19 protein-coding genes and 2 pseudogenes are annotated in these 16,817 nt (G+C 41.7%); 14 read left to right on the forward strand and 7 right to left on the reverse strand.

Annotated elements, in window-relative coordinates:
• The first annotated feature begins 16 nt into the window (after window positions 1-16).
• Complete coding sequence (locus tag ACWIUD_RS06395; RefSeq protein ID WP_454147789.1) at window positions 17-691, forward strand: YggS family pyridoxal phosphate-dependent enzyme; 675 nt, start codon at window positions 17-19, stop codon at window positions 689-691.
• Window positions 675-881, forward strand: a complete 207-nt coding sequence (locus tag ACWIUD_RS06400) for a hypothetical protein (protein ID WP_454147791.1) — start codon at window positions 675-677, stop codon at window positions 879-881. Before ACWIUD_RS06395 ends, ACWIUD_RS06400 begins: the two co-directional genes overlap by 17 nt.
• Here ACWIUD_RS06400 and ACWIUD_RS06405 read toward each other — a convergent pair.
• The 3 genes from ACWIUD_RS06405 to ACWIUD_RS06415 form a co-directional block, all read right to left on the reverse strand.
• Entirely contained in the window at window positions 865-1,122 is a 258-nt protein-coding gene (locus ACWIUD_RS06405) for a type II toxin-antitoxin system RelE/ParE family toxin (RefSeq protein ID WP_454147793.1), read from the reverse strand. The two genes, ACWIUD_RS06400 and ACWIUD_RS06405, sit on opposite strands and share 17 nt — an antisense overlap.
• Window positions 1,109-1,339, reverse strand: coding sequence for a hypothetical protein (locus tag ACWIUD_RS06410; RefSeq protein WP_454147795.1), 231 nt, complete (start codon window positions 1,337-1,339; stop codon window positions 1,109-1,111). Before ACWIUD_RS06410 ends, ACWIUD_RS06405 begins: the two co-directional genes overlap by 14 nt.
• A 107-nt stretch (window positions 1,340-1,446) precedes the next feature.
• Complete coding sequence (locus tag ACWIUD_RS06415) at window positions 1,447-1,896, reverse strand: type II secretion system protein (RefSeq protein ID WP_454147797.1); 450 nt, start codon at window positions 1,894-1,896, stop codon at window positions 1,447-1,449.
• A 117-nt stretch (window positions 1,897-2,013) separates the two neighbouring features.
• Between ACWIUD_RS06415 and ACWIUD_RS06420 the strand changes: the two genes are divergently transcribed.
• The 4 genes from ACWIUD_RS06420 to ACWIUD_RS06435 all read left to right on the forward strand — a co-directional run bounded on the left by ACWIUD_RS06420 (window position 2,014) and on the right by ACWIUD_RS06435 (window position 5,978).
• Window positions 2,014-3,492, forward strand: coding sequence for a type IV pilus twitching motility protein PilT (locus ACWIUD_RS06420; RefSeq protein ID WP_454147799.1), 1,479 nt, complete (start codon window positions 2,014-2,016; stop codon window positions 3,490-3,492).
• 139 nt (window positions 3,493-3,631) lie between these two features.
• On the forward strand, window positions 3,632-3,865 hold the full coding sequence (locus ACWIUD_RS06425; protein ID WP_454147801.1) for a hypothetical protein: 234 nt from the start codon (window positions 3,632-3,634) through the stop codon (window positions 3,863-3,865).
• Window positions 3,866-4,002: 137 nt separating this feature from the next.
• Window positions 4,003-5,331 (forward strand): MATE family efflux transporter, encoded by a 1,329-nt coding sequence (locus ACWIUD_RS06430; protein ID WP_454147803.1) that lies wholly within the window; start codon window positions 4,003-4,005, stop codon window positions 5,329-5,331.
• Window positions 5,328-5,978, forward strand: a complete 651-nt coding sequence (locus ACWIUD_RS06435; RefSeq protein WP_454147805.1) for an HAD family hydrolase — start codon at window positions 5,328-5,330, stop codon at window positions 5,976-5,978. The genes ACWIUD_RS06430 and ACWIUD_RS06435 overlap by 4 nt, the downstream gene beginning before the upstream one ends.
• Window positions 5,979-6,098: 120 nt before the next feature.
• Here ACWIUD_RS06435 and ACWIUD_RS06440 read toward each other — a convergent pair whose 3' ends face one another.
• The 3 genes and pseudogenes from ACWIUD_RS06440 to groES all read right to left on the reverse strand — a co-directional run.
• The gene (locus tag ACWIUD_RS06440; RefSeq protein ID WP_454147807.1) at window positions 6,099-6,425 is read right to left on the reverse strand and encodes a hypothetical protein; all 327 of its coding nucleotides are present in this window, start codon (window positions 6,423-6,425) and stop codon (window positions 6,099-6,101) included.
• A gap of 23 nt (window positions 6,426-6,448) precedes the next feature.
• Window positions 6,449-8,086 (reverse strand): chaperonin GroEL, encoded by a 1,638-nt coding sequence (gene groL / locus ACWIUD_RS06445; protein WP_454147809.1) that lies wholly within the window; start codon window positions 8,084-8,086, stop codon window positions 6,449-6,451.
• A 26-nt stretch (window positions 8,087-8,112) separates the two neighbouring features.
• Window positions 8,113-8,376, reverse strand: a pseudogene (groES, locus tag ACWIUD_RS06450) (co-chaperone GroES); the annotation flags it as partial.
• A 385-nt stretch (window positions 8,377-8,761) separates the two neighbouring features.
• On the opposite strand from groES, the gene pyrH reads away from it, so the two are divergent.
• Genes pyrH through ACWIUD_RS06465 form a run of 3 tightly spaced genes read left to right on the forward strand, consistent with a single transcriptional unit; the run spans window position 8,762 to window position 10,072 of the window.
• Window positions 8,762-9,508, forward strand: a complete 747-nt coding sequence (pyrH, locus tag ACWIUD_RS06455) for a UMP kinase (RefSeq protein ID WP_454147811.1) — start codon at window positions 8,762-8,764, stop codon at window positions 9,506-9,508.
• A gap of 16 nt (window positions 9,509-9,524) precedes the next feature.
• Complete coding sequence (locus ACWIUD_RS06460; protein ID WP_454135434.1) at window positions 9,525-9,743, forward strand: DNA-directed RNA polymerase subunit omega; 219 nt, start codon at window positions 9,525-9,527, stop codon at window positions 9,741-9,743.
• A gap of 8 nt (window positions 9,744-9,751) precedes the next feature.
• Window positions 9,752-10,072 carry a hypothetical protein gene (locus ACWIUD_RS06465; RefSeq protein WP_454147813.1) on the forward strand — a complete coding sequence of 107 codons (321 nt, stop codon included), beginning with the start codon at window positions 9,752-9,754 and terminating at the stop codon, window positions 10,070-10,072.
• Here the strand turns inward: ACWIUD_RS06465 and ACWIUD_RS06470 are convergent.
• Entirely contained in the window at window positions 10,069-10,236 is a 168-nt protein-coding gene (locus tag ACWIUD_RS06470) for a hypothetical protein (RefSeq protein WP_454147815.1), read from the reverse strand. The two genes, ACWIUD_RS06465 and ACWIUD_RS06470, sit on opposite strands and share 4 nt — an antisense overlap.
• On the opposite strand from ACWIUD_RS06470, the gene ACWIUD_RS06475 reads away from it, so the two are divergent.
• The 5 genes and pseudogenes from ACWIUD_RS06475 to ACWIUD_RS06495 all read left to right on the forward strand — a co-directional run bounded on the left by ACWIUD_RS06475 (window position 10,221) and on the right by ACWIUD_RS06495 (window position 16,778).
• A complete protein-coding gene (locus ACWIUD_RS06475; RefSeq protein WP_454147817.1) occupies window positions 10,221-12,377 on the forward strand; it encodes a RelA/SpoT family protein in 2,157 nt (718 codons plus the stop codon). The genes ACWIUD_RS06470 and ACWIUD_RS06475 overlap by 16 nt on opposite strands.
• Window positions 12,358-13,062 (forward strand): hypothetical protein, encoded by a 705-nt coding sequence (locus tag ACWIUD_RS06480; protein WP_454147819.1) that lies wholly within the window; start codon window positions 12,358-12,360, stop codon window positions 13,060-13,062. Before ACWIUD_RS06475 ends, ACWIUD_RS06480 begins: the two co-directional genes overlap by 20 nt.
• On the forward strand, window positions 13,059-14,273 hold the full coding sequence (tyrS, locus tag ACWIUD_RS06485) for a tyrosine--tRNA ligase (protein WP_454147821.1): 1,215 nt from the start codon (window positions 13,059-13,061) through the stop codon (window positions 14,271-14,273). Before ACWIUD_RS06480 ends, tyrS begins: the two co-directional genes overlap by 4 nt.
• Before the next feature lie 31 nt (window positions 14,274-14,304).
• Window positions 14,305-15,378: pseudogene (locus tag ACWIUD_RS06490) on the forward strand (nitronate monooxygenase); the annotation flags it as partial.
• A gap of 128 nt (window positions 15,379-15,506) precedes the next feature.
• A complete protein-coding gene (locus ACWIUD_RS06495; RefSeq protein ID WP_454147823.1) occupies window positions 15,507-16,778 on the forward strand; it encodes an N-acetylmuramoyl-L-alanine amidase family protein in 1,272 nt (423 codons plus the stop codon).
• The last annotated feature ends 39 nt before the right edge of the window (window positions 16,779-16,817 follow it).

A 16,817-nucleotide genomic window follows, 5' to 3' on the forward strand; every position in this document is an offset into this window, starting at 1 on the left:
AATATGGAGGTAAAAAATGCAAGAAATTTTACAAGAAAATTTGGCGCAAATCATCGAAAATATCGAAGCGGAGCGACTAAAATACTCCGCACATCACATTATAAAGCTAATTGCCGTATCCAAATATGCGAGTTTGGAGCAAATAATCGCACTTTATAACGCGGGGCAAAGGGCATTTGGCGAAAACAAAGTCCAAGATTTAAAGCAAAAGGCGCAAAATAGCGCGAATCTCCCTATCGAGTGGCACTTTATTGGCACTTTGCAAGAAAATAAAATAAACACACTTTTAGGCTTAAAACCCACGCTTTTTCAGGCATTAGATTCGCTAAAATTAGCGCAAAGTTTGCAAAAACGGCTTGAATCAAACAATCAAACGCTAAATTGCCTAATGGAAATAAATACTGCACGCGAATCTACCAAATCTGGATTCACAATACAATCCGCAGTAGATTCATATCAAAAAATACAAGAAATTTGCAAAAATATTCGCCTAAAAGGCATTATGACAATCGCCACAAATACAAATGACATAAAAATACAAGATTTTTGCTTTAAAAACGCAAAAAATATTTTTGATTCGCTTCGCAAAAACGGCGCAGAGATTTTATCGATGGGAATGAGTAGCGATTACAAAATCGCAATCGCAAATGGCGCAAATATGGTGCGAATCGGCAGTGAGATTTTTAAATAGCGGGATTTTTGAAAGCTTTGCAGAATCTAATAATTTCGCAGAATCTCGCCCAAAAATTCACATTAAATTCGCAGAATCCACGCTAGATTCTGCGATTGTTGCAGAATCCAATGCGCAAATTCCGTCATTGCGAGAAAATGCGACTTTGTTAAAAGTTGCATTTTCGTGGCAATCTATAATTTTTGATTAAAAAGTGGATTGCCACGAATTGCTTCGCAATGCAGGGCTTGCAAGCAATTCTCGCAATGACGAAATTTTCGCATTTGATTCTGCAAATTCCCACTTAACGCGTGGTCGTTATGCTTTGGTGCGAGAAATTCCCCATTTGCTATTTTGTCAATTATTTCATCCGTCAAGTCTTTTTCTTTGGTTTGCAATTTTTTATAATCTTTTATGAAACTTTTTGCGTAGTTGATATTATATTTCGCCATTTTCAACCGCCATTCTAAACTCCCTAGCACTCTCAAAAGTCCGCAAAGTCCCATCTTTACGCTCTTTTTCCACCTCCGCCCTTGCTTTTAAAATCTCTTTTTCAAATTTTGTCAATTTTGGTTTTTGCACCTTGCATTTGGCGTCCATCGCCTTGCTTATCGCCCTAAATGCGGGGAGAAACTCATCTTTTACATTTTCGATTATTAAAGTGCTCATTTTTACTTCCTTATAAATTTATTTATGTCAAATTCGCAGAATCCCACGCTAGATTCTGCGCCAAAATAGCAGAATCTCGCAAAATCCGCAGATTCCACGCCAAACTGCTATTTCGTATTGCCCTTTTTCCCTAGCAGTCTTTTACACATTTCGCCTGTTCTTTTGTCATCCGTATCGCAAGTGATTGTGGGTGACTTTGTCGCTGTGTCCGTGCCTAGCGTGAGTTTTAGGGACTTTTTCTTATTTCCGCTGCCGATATTCATCGTCACATCATTTTTGCTTTTCACCGCAAAGTCGCATCCCGCGCTTGTATTTGCCACTAGCGTATCATCAAGTATTTTTTTCAAGTCCGCATCGCTCATCGCCTTGCCCTGCATAAAGTTTTTCGTGTATTGGCGCGTGATTTCGCTTTGCGCCTCCGATAGATTTGAGCGCAATTTCACATAGCACGCATCCTCCCTGCTAACCATCAGTCTTGGGATTGCCACCGCCGCCAAAACGCCAATTATCACCACGATAAACATTATCTCAATCATCGTAAATCCTGCTCGTCTCATAATCCACTCCATTTATTTAAAATTCATTCAATTATAGCAAAAAATCGTAGAATCTATATCGAAAATAATGTAAAATTACGATATTATTTTTTCATTTTAAATAAAAGGGAGTCCAAAATGGAGCAACAAATGAATGTAAATCTAACACGACAAGCACCGCAAAGTCCGCACCCAGCGCAAGCAATCTCGCCAAATCCGCAGAATCCCGCGCAAAATCCACAGATTCTGCGCCAAAGCGCACAAAGCACGCCACAAAGGCAAAATCCCGCCTTGCAAAATCTCACCCCCGAGCAAATCGCACAGCACATAAAAGCGGCAAATAGAAATTTGATGGCGAAAAATAATGACATTATGCAAGACTTCGCAGGTAGCGTTCAGGGCGTAAATAGCGAGTATATCCCAAGCGAAAATGAGAAAAAGTTAAATGAATTCATAAATCCAAATATCGATAGTTTGAAGGTGGATGTCGAGCAGCTTGACTTCCGCGTGACACGAAAAGTGCGCGTTTATCTTAAAAAACTGCTTGAACTTGGCGGAAGTGACTTGCATTTGAAGGCAGGCTCGAAGATTCGCGCACGGATTAACGGCGATATTATTGTGTTTGCAAATGAAATTTTTAGCAAAGATGATGCCATCACTTTGGCAAAAGAGCTCACACGGACGCGCTATCCGGAGTTCGTGCAAAATAAAGAGATGGATATGACTTACATTTATGACGCGTCATCGCGCTTTCGTCTAAATATTTTCTTTCAAATGGATGGCGTGAGCTTCGCATTTAGGACAATCCCTACGATTCAAAATACTATCGATGGACTTGGATTGCCTGAGGCGATTCATAAAATCACCGATATGGAGCGCGGGTTAGTGCTTGTTACAGGTATCACAGGCTCGGGTAAATCCACAACTTTGGCAGCGATAATAAATGAGATAAATCACAAGCATTCAAAGCATATCATAACCATCGAAGACCCCATCGAGTTCGTGCATAAGGATGTAAAAAGCATTTTAAATCAGCGCAGTGTCGGTATGGATACAAACTCATTTGCCGCCGCGCTAAAAGCCGCTTTGCGCGAGGACCCCGATATCATTTTGGTAGGCGAGATGAGGGATATTGAGACGATTGAGATGGCACTCCACGCGGCAGAAACGGGGCATTTGGTATTCTCCACGCTTCACACGCTTGATGCAAAAGAGACGATAAATCGTATCATCTCCGTTTTCCCCGCCACAGACCAGCAGAGGATTCGCGCGATGCTTGCTAGCACGCTAAATGCAATCATCTCACAGCGACTTTTGAAAAATAAAAAAGGCGGGCGAGTAGCGGCAGCGGAGTTGCTTTTCAAAACGCCACGCATTGAGCTAATCATCGCTGAGGGGCGCGATGGCGAGATTATGGAGGCGTTAGCTGAGGGCAAGGGGATTTACCAAACGCAGACTTTTGACCAGCATTTATTTGAGTTAATCATTAACGGCGTTGTAGATGAAGAGGCGGCGTTAGAAAAGGCGACATCGCCATCTGACTTGCGATTGAAATTGCAAAATATAAATTTTGCCGAAAATAAGGAAGATGATAATCATATAACCATTAAACAATAACGCAGAATCTATGGGAGCAATTCGTCTTTGGGTGCATCTTTCGCACTTTTAAAATTTTTTGGGCGTTCGCAGACCGCTAGTCTAGTCTCACACCCAAAAAATTTTAAAAATACAAAACTTCCACCGCAAAATACTAGAATTGTTTGTAGTGGCAAATGATTCGTCATTGCGAGGCAGTGTGAGCGTAGCGAACACAACGAAGCAATCCAAGATTCTGCGAATCGCAGAATCTAATCTTAAATTGTCATTCTCACGCGAAGTGCAACGAGATAAGAATCTCAAAAAAATCCGTCATTGCGAGATTTGCGAAGCGAAGCGAGTGCAACGAAGCAATCCAAGATTCTGCGATTTTCGCACGAGAATGACAAAATAAAGACAGATTCTGCGATTTTCGCACGAGAATGACAAAATAAAGACAGATTCTGCGATTTTCGCACGAGATTCTGCGAAATAAATGCAAAAACGCAGAATCTTTTATGTAAAATTACAATTTTTTTTCAAAGGAAATTTATGTCACGCAAATTAGACTTACGCACCGCGCCAATGCCAAAGCTATTCATTGCATACTCGCTCCCCGCGCTAATCTCAATGCTCGTGCTCTCAACCTATGTCGTGGTTGATGGGATTTTCGTGGGGCGGGGCATTGGCGAGCTTGGACTCGCGGCAATCGGGCTATCCGTGCCGATTTTTACATTTTTCACAGGCATTGAGTTGCTCTTTGGCATCGGCGGGGCGGCGTTAGTTAGCATCGCACTAGGGGCGAAAAAAGAGCGCAAGGCAAATATTATCTTTAACTCCGTGATTTACATAACGCTACTTTTTGGCGCAAGTGTGGGGATTTTGCTCTATATTTTTCGCGAAAATCTTGCCACCATTCTTGGGGCAAATGAGATTTTGCGCCCATATTTGCTTGAATATCTAAATGTCATCGTGCTTGGCGGGGCGATTATTATGGCGCAGTCCGTGCTTTGCGCGTTTGCTAGAAATGATGGTGCGCCGAATCTTACGATGATTTCATTCACCGCTGGGGCGATTTGCAATATCATCTTAAATTACATTTTTATTTTTATCTTGCGCTGGGGGATGTTTGGCTCGGCGTTTGCGACAATTTTGGGGCATTTTGTGGGGCTAATCATCATTTTAAAGCACTTTTTACGCAAAGAAGGCAAGTTGCATTTTATGCTGATTTTAAGTCCATCTGCTTTTAAAAAGTCCATCATCAGCGGGATTGCACCTTCGATGTCTGAATTTGCCTTTGGGGCGATTATTTTATTTATGAATATTTTGCTATCAGCCCTAGATTCTACGCAGGGCATTGCGATTTTAAGTATAATGCTTTATATTGGATTTGTATTTTTTGGGTGCGTTTTGGCTCTATCGCACGGAATGCAGCCAATCGTAAGTTATAACTTTGGCGCAAGGGAGCGTTTTCGCGCAATCTCCGCCTTTAAAATCGCCGCTATTACCGCGCTAATCTTTGGTTTGGTGGTTTATATTATAATGTTTTGCTTCACACCACAAATTGCGCAAATCTTTCTTAAACAAAGCGAAATGGGGCTTTTAGATGAGCTAATCATCGCTGTGCGAATATATTTTTTGGGATATTTATTTTTGGGATTTAATATCATCTCATCGGCGTTTTTACAGGCGACACAGCGCATAAAAGGCTCGCTCATCATCTCTCTTTGCCACAATCTCATCTTTATGGCGATTTTGCTACCGATAATGGCGCATTTTTTCGGTGTGCGGGGCATTTGGGCGAGCTATCCAATCGCGCTATTTTGCGCATTTTTGGTTAGCATAGTGGTGCTAAAAAGTGAATTTCGGAGGTTGAAGTGATAATTTTATTTGATATGGATGGGACGCTGATTGACAGCACGGAGGCGATTTATGAGAGTTTTTGTGCGGTGTTTGAGAAGCATAAAATGCCACTTTTATCGCGCACAGAGGTTGAATCAAAAATCGGCTATCAATTAAGCGAAATGTTTGCATTTTTTGGCGCAGAATCTAGGCAGATTCTGCGCTGTTGCGAGGATTACAAGGCGCATTATGCGAGGATTCACAACGAAAAGACAAAGATGATTGATGGTGCGGTGAGTGCGATAGAAATGGCAAGTGCGGTTGCAAATCTTGGCATTGTGACTACAAAAAGTAGCGATTCGACAAAAAAACTTTTGACGCATTTTGGCGTGGCGGGGCATTTTAGCGCGATTGTCGGGCGTGATGATGTGACGCACCCAAAACCGCATAAAGAGCCGATAGAGAGGGCATTATCGCGCTTAAAGTCGCTAGGCATTAGCGCAGAATCTAGTGAAACTTTTATGATTGGCGATACGATTTTGGATTTGCAATCCGCCAAATGCGCCGGGATTGTGGGCGTTGGCGTGCTGTGTGGATATGGCAAAAAAGCGGAGTTAGAGCAATACAGCGAGTTTGTTTTTGAAAGCACGAAAGAAGCGGTAGAGTGGATTTGCAAAATGCGCTAGATTCGGCGAAAATCTTGTCATTCTCGTGCGAATTTCGTTCGCGAAGAATCGCAAAAATTCTCTCCCTCCCTTGCGGATATTGAATCTTTTATCTCCCCCTCCCAAATGCGCGCGGGGGATTTAGGGGGTGGGTAAAAACCCAAAAAAATTCATCATTGCGAGACTTGCTTGCAAACACTGCAAACGCGTAGCATTTTTGTGGCAATCCGCTAGATTCTGCGAATCGCATAAAAACACAGAATCTAGTAATGACAGATTTGGTATGGATTGCAAAGATTCTGCGAATCGCAGAATCTCATAACTATAAAAAACCGCACCAGATTCTGCGAATTTGGTATTTTTTGGTGTTAGATTCTGTGATTTGCGTGAAATGAATATAAATTCGCAGAATCTAAGATTCTGCGTTTTGTGGCAATAAATACTCTGTGTGCGATTTGCGAAAATCACACACAGCGCAAAAGGGTAGGGCGTTACATCATTCCGCCCATTCCTCCCATACCGCCCATATCAGGCATTGCTGGGGCTGGTTTGTCTTCTTTGACTTCGTTTATCGTAGCCTCAGTGGTTAAAAGCAGACTTGAAACGCTAACTGCATTTTGCAACGCGATTCGAGTAACTTTTAATGGGTCAATAATACCAGCTTGATTCATATAAACATATTCGCCTGTGCTTGCGTCAAAACCATAATTATTGTCCGATTTTTCCTCAATCTTATTTATAACTACTCCCGCATCAAATCCAGCATTTTCAGCGATTTGTGCCAAAGGTGCTTTAATTGAGCGTTTAATAATGTCATAGCCGATTGCTTCGTCGCCTACAAGTTTTAATTTAACGCTTTGCGCTGCACGAATCAAAGCTACACCACCACCTGCTACTACGCCTTCCTCAACGGCTGCTTTTGTCGCTGAGAGCGCGTCATCAACTCTATCTTTTTTCTCTTTCATCTCCACTTCACTTGCTGCGCCGACTTTGATAACTGCCACGCCACCGCTTAATTTTGCTAGTCGCTCTTGGAGTTTTTCTTTGTCATAGTCGCTTGTTGTGGTTTCGATTTGGGCTTTGATTTGGGCGATTCGCGATTTTACCTCATCTTTTTTGCCTTTGCCATCGACAATGGTTGTGTTGTCTTTGTCGATTGAGATTCGTCCGCATTGTCCCAAATCCGCGATTTGTGTGCTTTCCAGCGCCCTGCCTAGCTCTTCGCTAATAACTTGTCCGCCTGTAAGGATTGCGATGTCTTTTAGCATTTCCTTGCGTCTATCGCCAAAGCCCGGTGCTTTTACCGCTGCGACATTTAAAACGCCTCGCAGTTTATTTACTACAAGCGTTGTGAGTGCCTCGCCTTCAATGTCCTCTGCGATGATTAGCAAAGGTTTGCCGCTTTTCATAGTGGATTCCAAAAGGGGCAAAATATCCTTCATTGTGGTGATTTTTTTGTCTGTCAAAAGAATGTATGGGCTCTCCAACTCAATCGTCATTTTGTCGCCATTTGTAACAAAATACGGGCTTAGATACCCTCTATCAAACTGCATTCCCTCAACTACATTTAACTCATCATCGATGCCTTTTGCTTCCTCAACGGTGATTACGCCATCTTTGCCGACTTTATCCATCGCCTCTGCGATTAGGTTGCCGATATTTTCATCAGAATTTGCCGAAATTGTGGCAACCTGCGCGATTTCTTTTTTGCCTTTGACAGGTTTGCTTAATTTTTTAAGCTCATCGATAACCGCGCTTACGGCTTTATCCATACCGCGTTTGACTTCTATGGGATTCGCGCCTGCTGTGATATTGCGTAAGCCCTCTTTGAAAATGCTATACGCAAGAACGGTTGCTGTTGTAGTCCCGTCCCCTGCGGCGTCTGCGGTTTTGCTGGCTACTTCTTTTACAAGCTGTGCGCCCATATTTTCGATAGGGCATTTTAGCTCGACTTCCTTTGCTACGCTAACGCCATCTTTTGTAATCGCAGGTGCGCCGTAGCTTTTTTGGATAAGCACATTGCGTCCGCGCGGTCCCATCGTTACTTTTACTGCGTTATTTAGCTGTTTGATTCCGTCAAATAGTTTATTTCTCGCGTTATCTGAGAATGTGATTTCTTTACTTGCCATTTTTTACTCCTTAAAATATTTTAACCCAAGATTCCAAGCAAATCTTCGGCATCAAGCACGATATATTCTTTGCCTTCAATCTTAATCTCAGTGCCTTTGTATTTGTCAAATACAACGCTATCGCCCACTTTAAATTCGCAGTCTTTTTCGATTTTTTTACTAATCGCTTTGACTACGCCTACAAGTGGCTTTTCCTTTGCATTATCAGGGATAATAATGCCCGAAGAGGTTTTGTTTTCTTCCTCTACTCGCTCTAAAACAACTCTCTTATCAAGTGGTTTGAATTTCATTGTTCGCTCCTTATTACGAAATGTTTTAAAAAATTAAGAGTTTCGCAAGAATCTTATATGATTAGATTCTTACACTTAAATTTTAAAATTTAGCACTCTTAAAATTTAAGTGCCAAAATTGTAGTAGTTTTTTTTAGCAAAGTCAATATAAAAACGCAAATTTTTCAAAAGTTTATAGTGATAGACTAAATATTTATGATTCAAGCGCAATAACTTTTCATTAGTGATTCAATATAAGAGTTTGAAAAATGCCGTTTTATTTTAAAAGTTTTGCAATGATTTTGCAATGATTTTAAAAATCGATTCGCGATTCGTTTAAAAATATAATATTTTTTTAAGCATTTTTGCATTAGAATCGCAAATTTTATTTAAAGAAAGGCTACAAATGCAAGAGATTCAAGACAACGAAACCCGCAACATTAGGAAAAATCGCATTTTGGTGAAATTTTCAGGCGAGGCTTTGGCTGGTAAAAATGGCTTTGGAATCGACATTGAGATTTTGCGCTACATTGCCAAAGAAATCAAACTTTTGGTGGATAATAATGTCGAGGTTTGCATAGTTATCGGCGGTGGAAATATCATTCGTGGCGTGAGCGCGAGTGAGGGCGGTATCATTCGGCGCACAAGTGGCGATTATATGGGAATGCTTGCCACCGTGATAAATGCGGTGGCTATGCAGGAAGCATTGGAGCATTTTGGTGTCGATGTGAGAGTGCAAAGTGCCATTGAGATTCAAGAGATTTGCGAGACTTACATATATCGCCGTGCGATTCGGCATATCCAAAAGGGGCGCGTGGTGATTTTTGCGGCTGGGACGGGAAATCCATTTTTTACCACCGATACAGCAGCGACTTTGCGTGCGGTTGAAATCAGCGCAGATGCGATTGTAAAGGCGACAAAAGTCGATGGAATCTACGACAAAGACCCAAATAAATTCGATGACGCGAATCTTTTGGAGACGCTATCCTATGATAGGGCGTTGCGCGATGATATTAAGGTGATGGACGATACGGCAATCGCGTTAGCAAAGGACAATAATCTGCCCATAATCGTTTGCAATATGTTTAAGCCGGGCAATCTTTTGAATATCATTGAGCATCAAAAGGGCATTTATAGCATTGTAAAAAATTAAATCGAAAGGATTAAAAATGGATAGAATTGAGGATATTTTAGAAAAAGCGTTGCAGAGATTGGATAATGACAGATACAAGCTATCGTGCTTTGTATTTAGTCGCGTGAAAGAGCTAAGCGATGGCGCAGAACCGCTTGTGGAAATGGAAGTTACGAAGCATAAACTTTCAGATATTGCGTTAAGAGAGATTGCGGAGGGGAAGATTAGCATTGACAGAATTGACGACCGCAACTAGGTTTTTGGGTGGCAATTTGTTCTGGGGTATGCAATTCTTGCGTTAGTCGCACTTATCTGCACTCAATGGACGCCCAAGTCCTATTTCGCTTGACAAGCGCGACTAACGCAAGAAGCCACACCGCCATTACTTCGATTGAGATTCTGCGAATCGCAGAATCTATTTTAAATTGTCATTCTGAGCGAAGCGTTAGCGTAGCGAAGAATCTCAAAAAAAACAAAAGAGATACTTCGCTATCGCTCAGTATGACAAAATTTTCCCCCTCCCTTGCAAGTGGGGATTTGCATTTTCCCCATCCCTTGCGGAGGGGGATTAAGGGGGTGGGTTAGATTCTGCGATTCGCAGAATCTAATAGATTGCTTCGGCACTTAGTGCCTCGCAATGACGAATCGAAGTAGATTCTGCGATTTTTGGGGTAGATTCTGCGTTTTTCGTGTGAATCGCAGAATCTAATATAATTTTTAAAAGGACAGCGTTTTGAATATCTTTTCATCATTTGGCGACATTACCACCATTGACAAGGCGACTGAGCGATTAGAAAATATCCTTTTTTATTCGATGACGCCAAAGGTGCGAAACGCGCTAAATTCTTGCATTGCCGCACACGCTGGGCAGTTGCGAAAAAGCGGGATTCCTTATGCGATTCACCCCATTTTGGTGGCGTGCATTGTGGCGTATTATGGTGGCGAAGAGTCGATGATTTGCGCTGCTTTGCTCCACGATGTCGTGGAGGATACGGATTATGATATTGATTGGATTGAGAGCGAATTTGGCGAAGATGTTGCGGGGCTGGTAGATTCGCTTACCAAAATTATCGACATTAGAAAAGAAGAGTTCCCATCAAGCCAATCAAACGAAAAGCTAATCCAAGCCGCGCTATCCTTTCGTAAAATGCTACTTGCTTCAATCAAAGACATTCGCGCTCTTGTAATAAAAATCAGCGATAGAATGCACAATATGCTAACGCTAGATGTCCTCCCACCGCACAAACAGCGGCGAATCGCAGAAGAAACGCTTGTCGTTTATGCGCCCATCGCCCATAGACTTGGCATTTCATCGATTAAAAATGAGTTAGAAGACAAAAGTTTTTATTACATTTTCCCCGATGATTATAATAAAATCAATGACTATTTAAGCCAAAAGCGACAAAGTTTAATCTTAAAGCTAAATAATTTCATCGCAAAAGTGTCAAATCTGCTTATGCAGGGCGGATTCTTAGAATCACAATTTAGAATTGAGAGCCGAATCAAACGCCCCTACTCTATTTTCCTAAAAATGCAAAAAAAAGGCGTGAGCATCGATGAAATATTGGATTTACTTGCGATTCGCATAATCGTGCAAGATGATTTGGACTGCTACAAGGCTTTAGGCATAATTCATTTGCGCTTAAAGCCCATCGTATCGCGATTCAAAGACTATATCGCACTCCCAAAAGAAAACGGCTATCAAACGATTCACACAAGCGTCTTTGATGAAAGCTCGATTTTTGAAATACAGATTCGCACCATAAAAATGCACAATAGCGCGGAGTTTGGCGTGGCTGCTCATTGGAAATACAAAAATTCTGGCATTACGCCTTCAACTGATTGGCTAAGCAACCTGCAATATCAAGACAATAATATTGAAGAATTTTACGAAATGGCAAAAAATGACTTGTATAGAGAGGATATAGTCGTTTTTTCTCCCGCTGGGGACACTTACACGCTCCCTGTGGGTGCTGTGGCGTTAGATTTTGCCTACGCGGTGCATACGGAGTTAGGGAGCTACGCAAAAGAGGCATATATCAACAATCAAAAATCATCACTTCTTACCACACTAAAAAGTGGCGACATCGTGCGAATCATTACAAATGCGCATTTAGAGCCAAAATGCACTTGGATTGATGCAGTGAAAACTTCTCGCGCAAAGTCCGCGCTCAAAGCGCAATGCGCACAAAAGCTAAAAGAAATCGAGCAAAAATCCGCAATCAATATCATCTCAACGATATTTTTTGACCACAATATGAATGTAGTCGAATCGTTCGTCCGTGAGCATAATCTAATGCCGACAATCGCAAAAGCCATAAGGGATTTGGACTTTTTGATTGACATTAAAAACCGCCTAAAAAATAGCCTAAAAAACAATGTCAATTTTCTCTCCAAAATCCGCCTTGATAGGCTCAAACTCAAAGGGCAAGAGTTTGACAATCTCATCATTTACTCAAATCACACCATTAGCGAAACGCTTTTTGATTACTGCTGCCATCCAAAGCACGGCGATGGGATTTTGGCGATTAAAAATGGCTCTAAAGTCTTTATCCACCACAAACTTTGCGAACGCGCATTTTTGGAGGTAAGCAATGGTGCGCGAATGGTTTTTGTCGATTGGAAGGAAAATAACAGCACGGGTTATAAAGTCATTGTCGCATTAGAGGACAAAAAGGGCGTTTTGGCGGAGTTTTTGGCAGGGATTGTGAAATTTGACTGCAATGTCATAGGAATCTCATACAATGGATATAAAAGTCAATTTATGACAACTTGCGAAATTCTCTTTGAGACGCCACTAAATGACATAAAACCACTACGCGAAATGCTAAACAAAAAATATAAAATTATAGAATTTGTGGGGTTGAAAGATGCGTATATACAGAAATAAATGCGATTCGCAGGGCAATTTGTTCTGGGGTAATCATTTCGCAGATTTGGTGAATCGCCACAAGGCACGGACGCAAAGTCCGCTATCCTTGTGTCGATTCACCAAAAACTGCGAAAGCACTACCGCCATTACTTCGATTGTGATTGCGCTAACGCGAATCAACTGCAAATTTATCGCGAATCTAAAAAATTCGTCATTGCGAGATTCTGCGTTTTACGCAGAATCGTGGCAATCCACAAATTTTTGCGATAGCAAAAATGATAAAAATAATCCGTGCGAAGCACCCAAATCTCGCCCGCTTCGTGGTGCAAAAAATCGGGAGCAAGGTTGCAGTAGTGCAACCGCCGATTTTTTGCTAGAAGTGGAAAAGCGAGGCTCTCCCCCTAAAAGCGAAAAGCGGCAGCTTTTGGCGCGTAGGGGGAGCGGGGCGGGGGGTGCAGCCCTTTTGCGAAAAGATTCAAGTGAATCAAAGGGGCAAAATGGCGAATCTAATGCGGATTCAACTTTGCAAAATTGCGATTCGTATAATTTAGATTCGTGTGATTTGGATTCTTCGCTTCGTAGCTCACGCAACTTCGCTCAGAATGACGAATTTGGCGTAGATTGCCACGATTCGCTACGCAAATCTCAGAATGACAAATCTAGTGCAAATTTATCTAAATCTACCACAAAGGACACATTATGAATCTCCAATCAAAACTCACCGAAGCGATGAGCGAAATCACTCGTGGCACAGGCGAAATCATCGGCATTGATTATATCAAATTTTTGGTAAAGCGATTTTTTGAAAAAGGTGTGCGATTCATCGTAAAAGCGGGATTTGACCCAACCGCGCCAGACTTGCATTTGGGGCATTCTGTGGTGCTTCAAAAAATGGCGTTGTTTCAAAAATATGGCGCGGACATAAAATTTCTAATCGGCGATTTTACGGGAATGGTAGGCGACCCAAGTGGCAAAAACAAAACGCGTCCGCCACTCTCCCGCGATGAAGTGCTAAAAAATGCGCAAACTTACAAAGAGCAGGTTTTTAAGATTTTAGATTCGGCGCACACGGAGGTTTGTTTCAACTCCAAATGGTTAGAAAAGCTAGGTAGCGAGGGGATTTTGAAGCTTACTTCGCATTTCAATGTGGCGCGAATGTTAGAGAGAGATGATTTTGCAAAGCGATATGCGACAAATAACCAAATCACCATTATGGAGTTTATGTATCCGCTTCTGCAAGGCTATGATTCGGTTGCGCTAAATAGCGACATTGAATTTGGTGGCAATGACCAAAAGTTTAATTTGCTTGTGGGGCGCACTATGCAACGCGCTTATGGGCTAAATAAAGAGCAAAGTATCATCACAATGCCACTTTTGGAGGGGTTAGATGGCGTGAATAAAATGAGCAAATCGCTTGGCAATTACATTGGCATTACGGAGTCTCCAAATGAAATGTTTGGTAAGATTATGAGTATTAGCGATTCGCTTATGTGGCGGTATTATGAGCTAATTAGCACCATTTCGCTAAAAGAGCTTGAATCTTTGAAGCAAAGTGTCGATAAAGGTGCATTTCACCCAAAAACCGCCAAAGAAAATTTAGCCATAGAAATCATCACGCGCTACCACAGCGCAAAAGCAGCGCAAGAAGCAAAGCAAAATTTCGCCCAAATCTTTACCCAAAACGCCGTCCCTAGCGACATAAAAGAAGTTTGTGTAGAATCACAATCGTGGATTTGCAAGATTTTGTGTGAAAATGAAATGGTAAAATCCACTAGCGAAGCAAGGCGTGAAATCCGCGCTGGTGCGGTGCGAATCAATGGCGAAAAAATAAATGATGAGAATTTTAAGCTAAATTCTGGTATATATGTCATTCAAATTGGCAAAAGGAAATTTTTGAAAGTCCAAGTCAGTTGAAAATTTAAGGTAAATTAAGGCGAATCAAACAATGAAATTAAAACCACTAAAAATCGGCAAATACAAGATAAAATACCCCATAATTCAGGGCGGAATGGGCGTTGGCATAAGCTGGGACGAACTAGCTGGAAATGTCTCCAAAAACGGCGCGTTAGGGACGATTAGTTGCGTTGGCACGGGATATTACAAAAAAATGCAGTTTGCAGAGAAAATCATTCGTAGCAAACCCTTTGAAGCAATCAATTTTTACTCAAAAAACGCGCTAAATGAAATCTTTAAAAACGCTAGAAAAATCTGTGGCGATTCGCCTTTGGCAGCAAATATTTTATACGCGATAAACGAATATGGACGCGTGGTAAAGGACGCTTGCGAGGCGGGGGCAAATATCATCATCACAGGCGCGGGATTGCCTACAAATATGCCCGAATTTACCAAAAATTTCCCCGATGTCGCGCTAATCCCTATCGTTTCATCGGCAAAGGCATTAAAAATCATTTGCAAACGATGGAGAGAGCGATACAACAAAATCCCCGATGCCGTAATCGTAGAGGGACCATTAAGCGGGGGACATCAAGGATTCAAATACGAAGATTGCTTTAAAGATGAATTTAAATTAGAAAATATCGTCCCCAAAGTCATCGCAGAGGCAAAGGCACAGGGCGAAATCCCTGTAATTGCCGCAGGTGGCATTTGGAATCGCGATGATATTGATAGATTTATCGCGCTTGGCGCAAGTGGAGTGCAAATGGCAACGCGCTTTTTAGGCGTCAAAGAATGCGATGCAAAGGCGTATAGCGAGATTATGCCAAATGTAAAAGAAGGCGACATTGAGCTAATCAAATCGCCTGTGGGCTATCCCGCACGGGCTATCAATGTAGGCATTTTAAAAGCGATAAAAAACGGCACTGCGCCCAAAATCGCCTGTGTTAGCAACTGCGTAAGCCCTTGCAATCGCGGCGAGGAAGCGCGAAAAGTGGGCTATTGCATTGCCGATAGATTAGGCGATGCAAGTAACGGCAACAAAGAGACGGGGCTTTATTTCACAGGTGCAAACGGATGGCGTATCGATAAGATTGTAAGCACAAAAGAACTAATTGGCGAATTAGTCGCTGAATCTAATGAGAAAAACGCAGAATCTGTGAATTTGCATAATTTCGCAGAATCTACGCCGATTTTATGTGATTCTGCGATTTCACATAAAAACGCAGAATCTAGCGCAAATTAGGATTTATTTTGCGATTTTTGCTAATTTTTATTTTTGCGTGTGGCGCGTTATTTTCCGCGCCGTTAAAAATTTTGTCGATAAATTGGAGCGAAAATGAAGTGCAAATCAAATTTGATAGCAATATCACAAAGCAAAATTTCACGCGCCACACGCACAAAGATGGCATTTTTTACAGCGTCCGCGCCGAGCTTACAATCCCGCGCAAAAATATCGAATTAGAAAAAGCGCAAATCACAATCGCCCAAAATTCAAAAGTTTTCGCGCGAATCGTGATTTCTACCGACAATATCGATGATTTGGATTTTAAGATTGATAAAAAAATGCTAATTTTAAGTTTTGGCAAAAACGCAGAATCTAGCGCAATTAGCGATTTATTTGCGAGTTTGGACGCAAAAAAAGGCGGAGATTCTGCGAAAACAAACTCAAAAAATTCTGCGAAAAAAGATTTAGATTCTGCGAAAAATCCGCCCAAAAACACAGAATCTAAAAAAGATTCTGCGCCAAAATCCGCCGATTCAAAGGATTCTGCGCCAAAGCAAAAAGATTCAAAAAACCAAAAAGATTCAAAGCCAAAAACGCTCCCCAAAGAAATCGCCAAAAATAAAATCGTAGTTTTGGACGCAGGGCACGGAGGCAAGGACTGCGGGGCAAAAGTCGGCAAAGTATGCGAAAAGGCAATCGTCCTAAATATCAGCAAAAAAACCGCCGAGATTTTAAAAGCAAGGGGCTACAAAGTCTTTGTAACGCGAAGCGGGGATAAATATTTAAGTTTGACAGACCGCACAAAAATGGCAAACGACAAAAACGCCGATGTTTTCATCAGCATTCACGCAAACGCGCTTGATAAAAAGGCGAAAAACTACAAATCCGCAAACGGCATTGAGACTTATTTTCTCTCCACCGCGCGAAGTGAGCGCGCTAGAAAAGTCGCCGAGTTAGAGAACAAGGATGATATTGAGATTATGAATAAATTCTCCAAAATGTCCTTTCTAAACTCCATAAATTCGCAACGCTTGCTTGCGTCAAACAAACTTGCAATCGATGTGCAAAGCGGTATGCTAATAAATGCGCGAAAACTCTACAAAACCACGCTTGATGGCGGTGTGCGAGAGGGACCATTTTGGGTGCTTGCAGGTGCGCTAATGCCTTCGATTTTAATTGAAGTGGGCTATATGACAAATGCAAATGATTTAAAGAGATTGCAAAGCAAAGAGTATCAAAACGCCCTTGCCAAAGGCATCGCAGATGGCATCGATGGATATTTTTTGAAAAATTTTTGAGATTTGGCAAATGATTTTGGCAAAACGATGATTTAGATT

The sequence above is a fragment of the Helicobacter sp. 23-1044 genome (assembly GCF_053654695.1).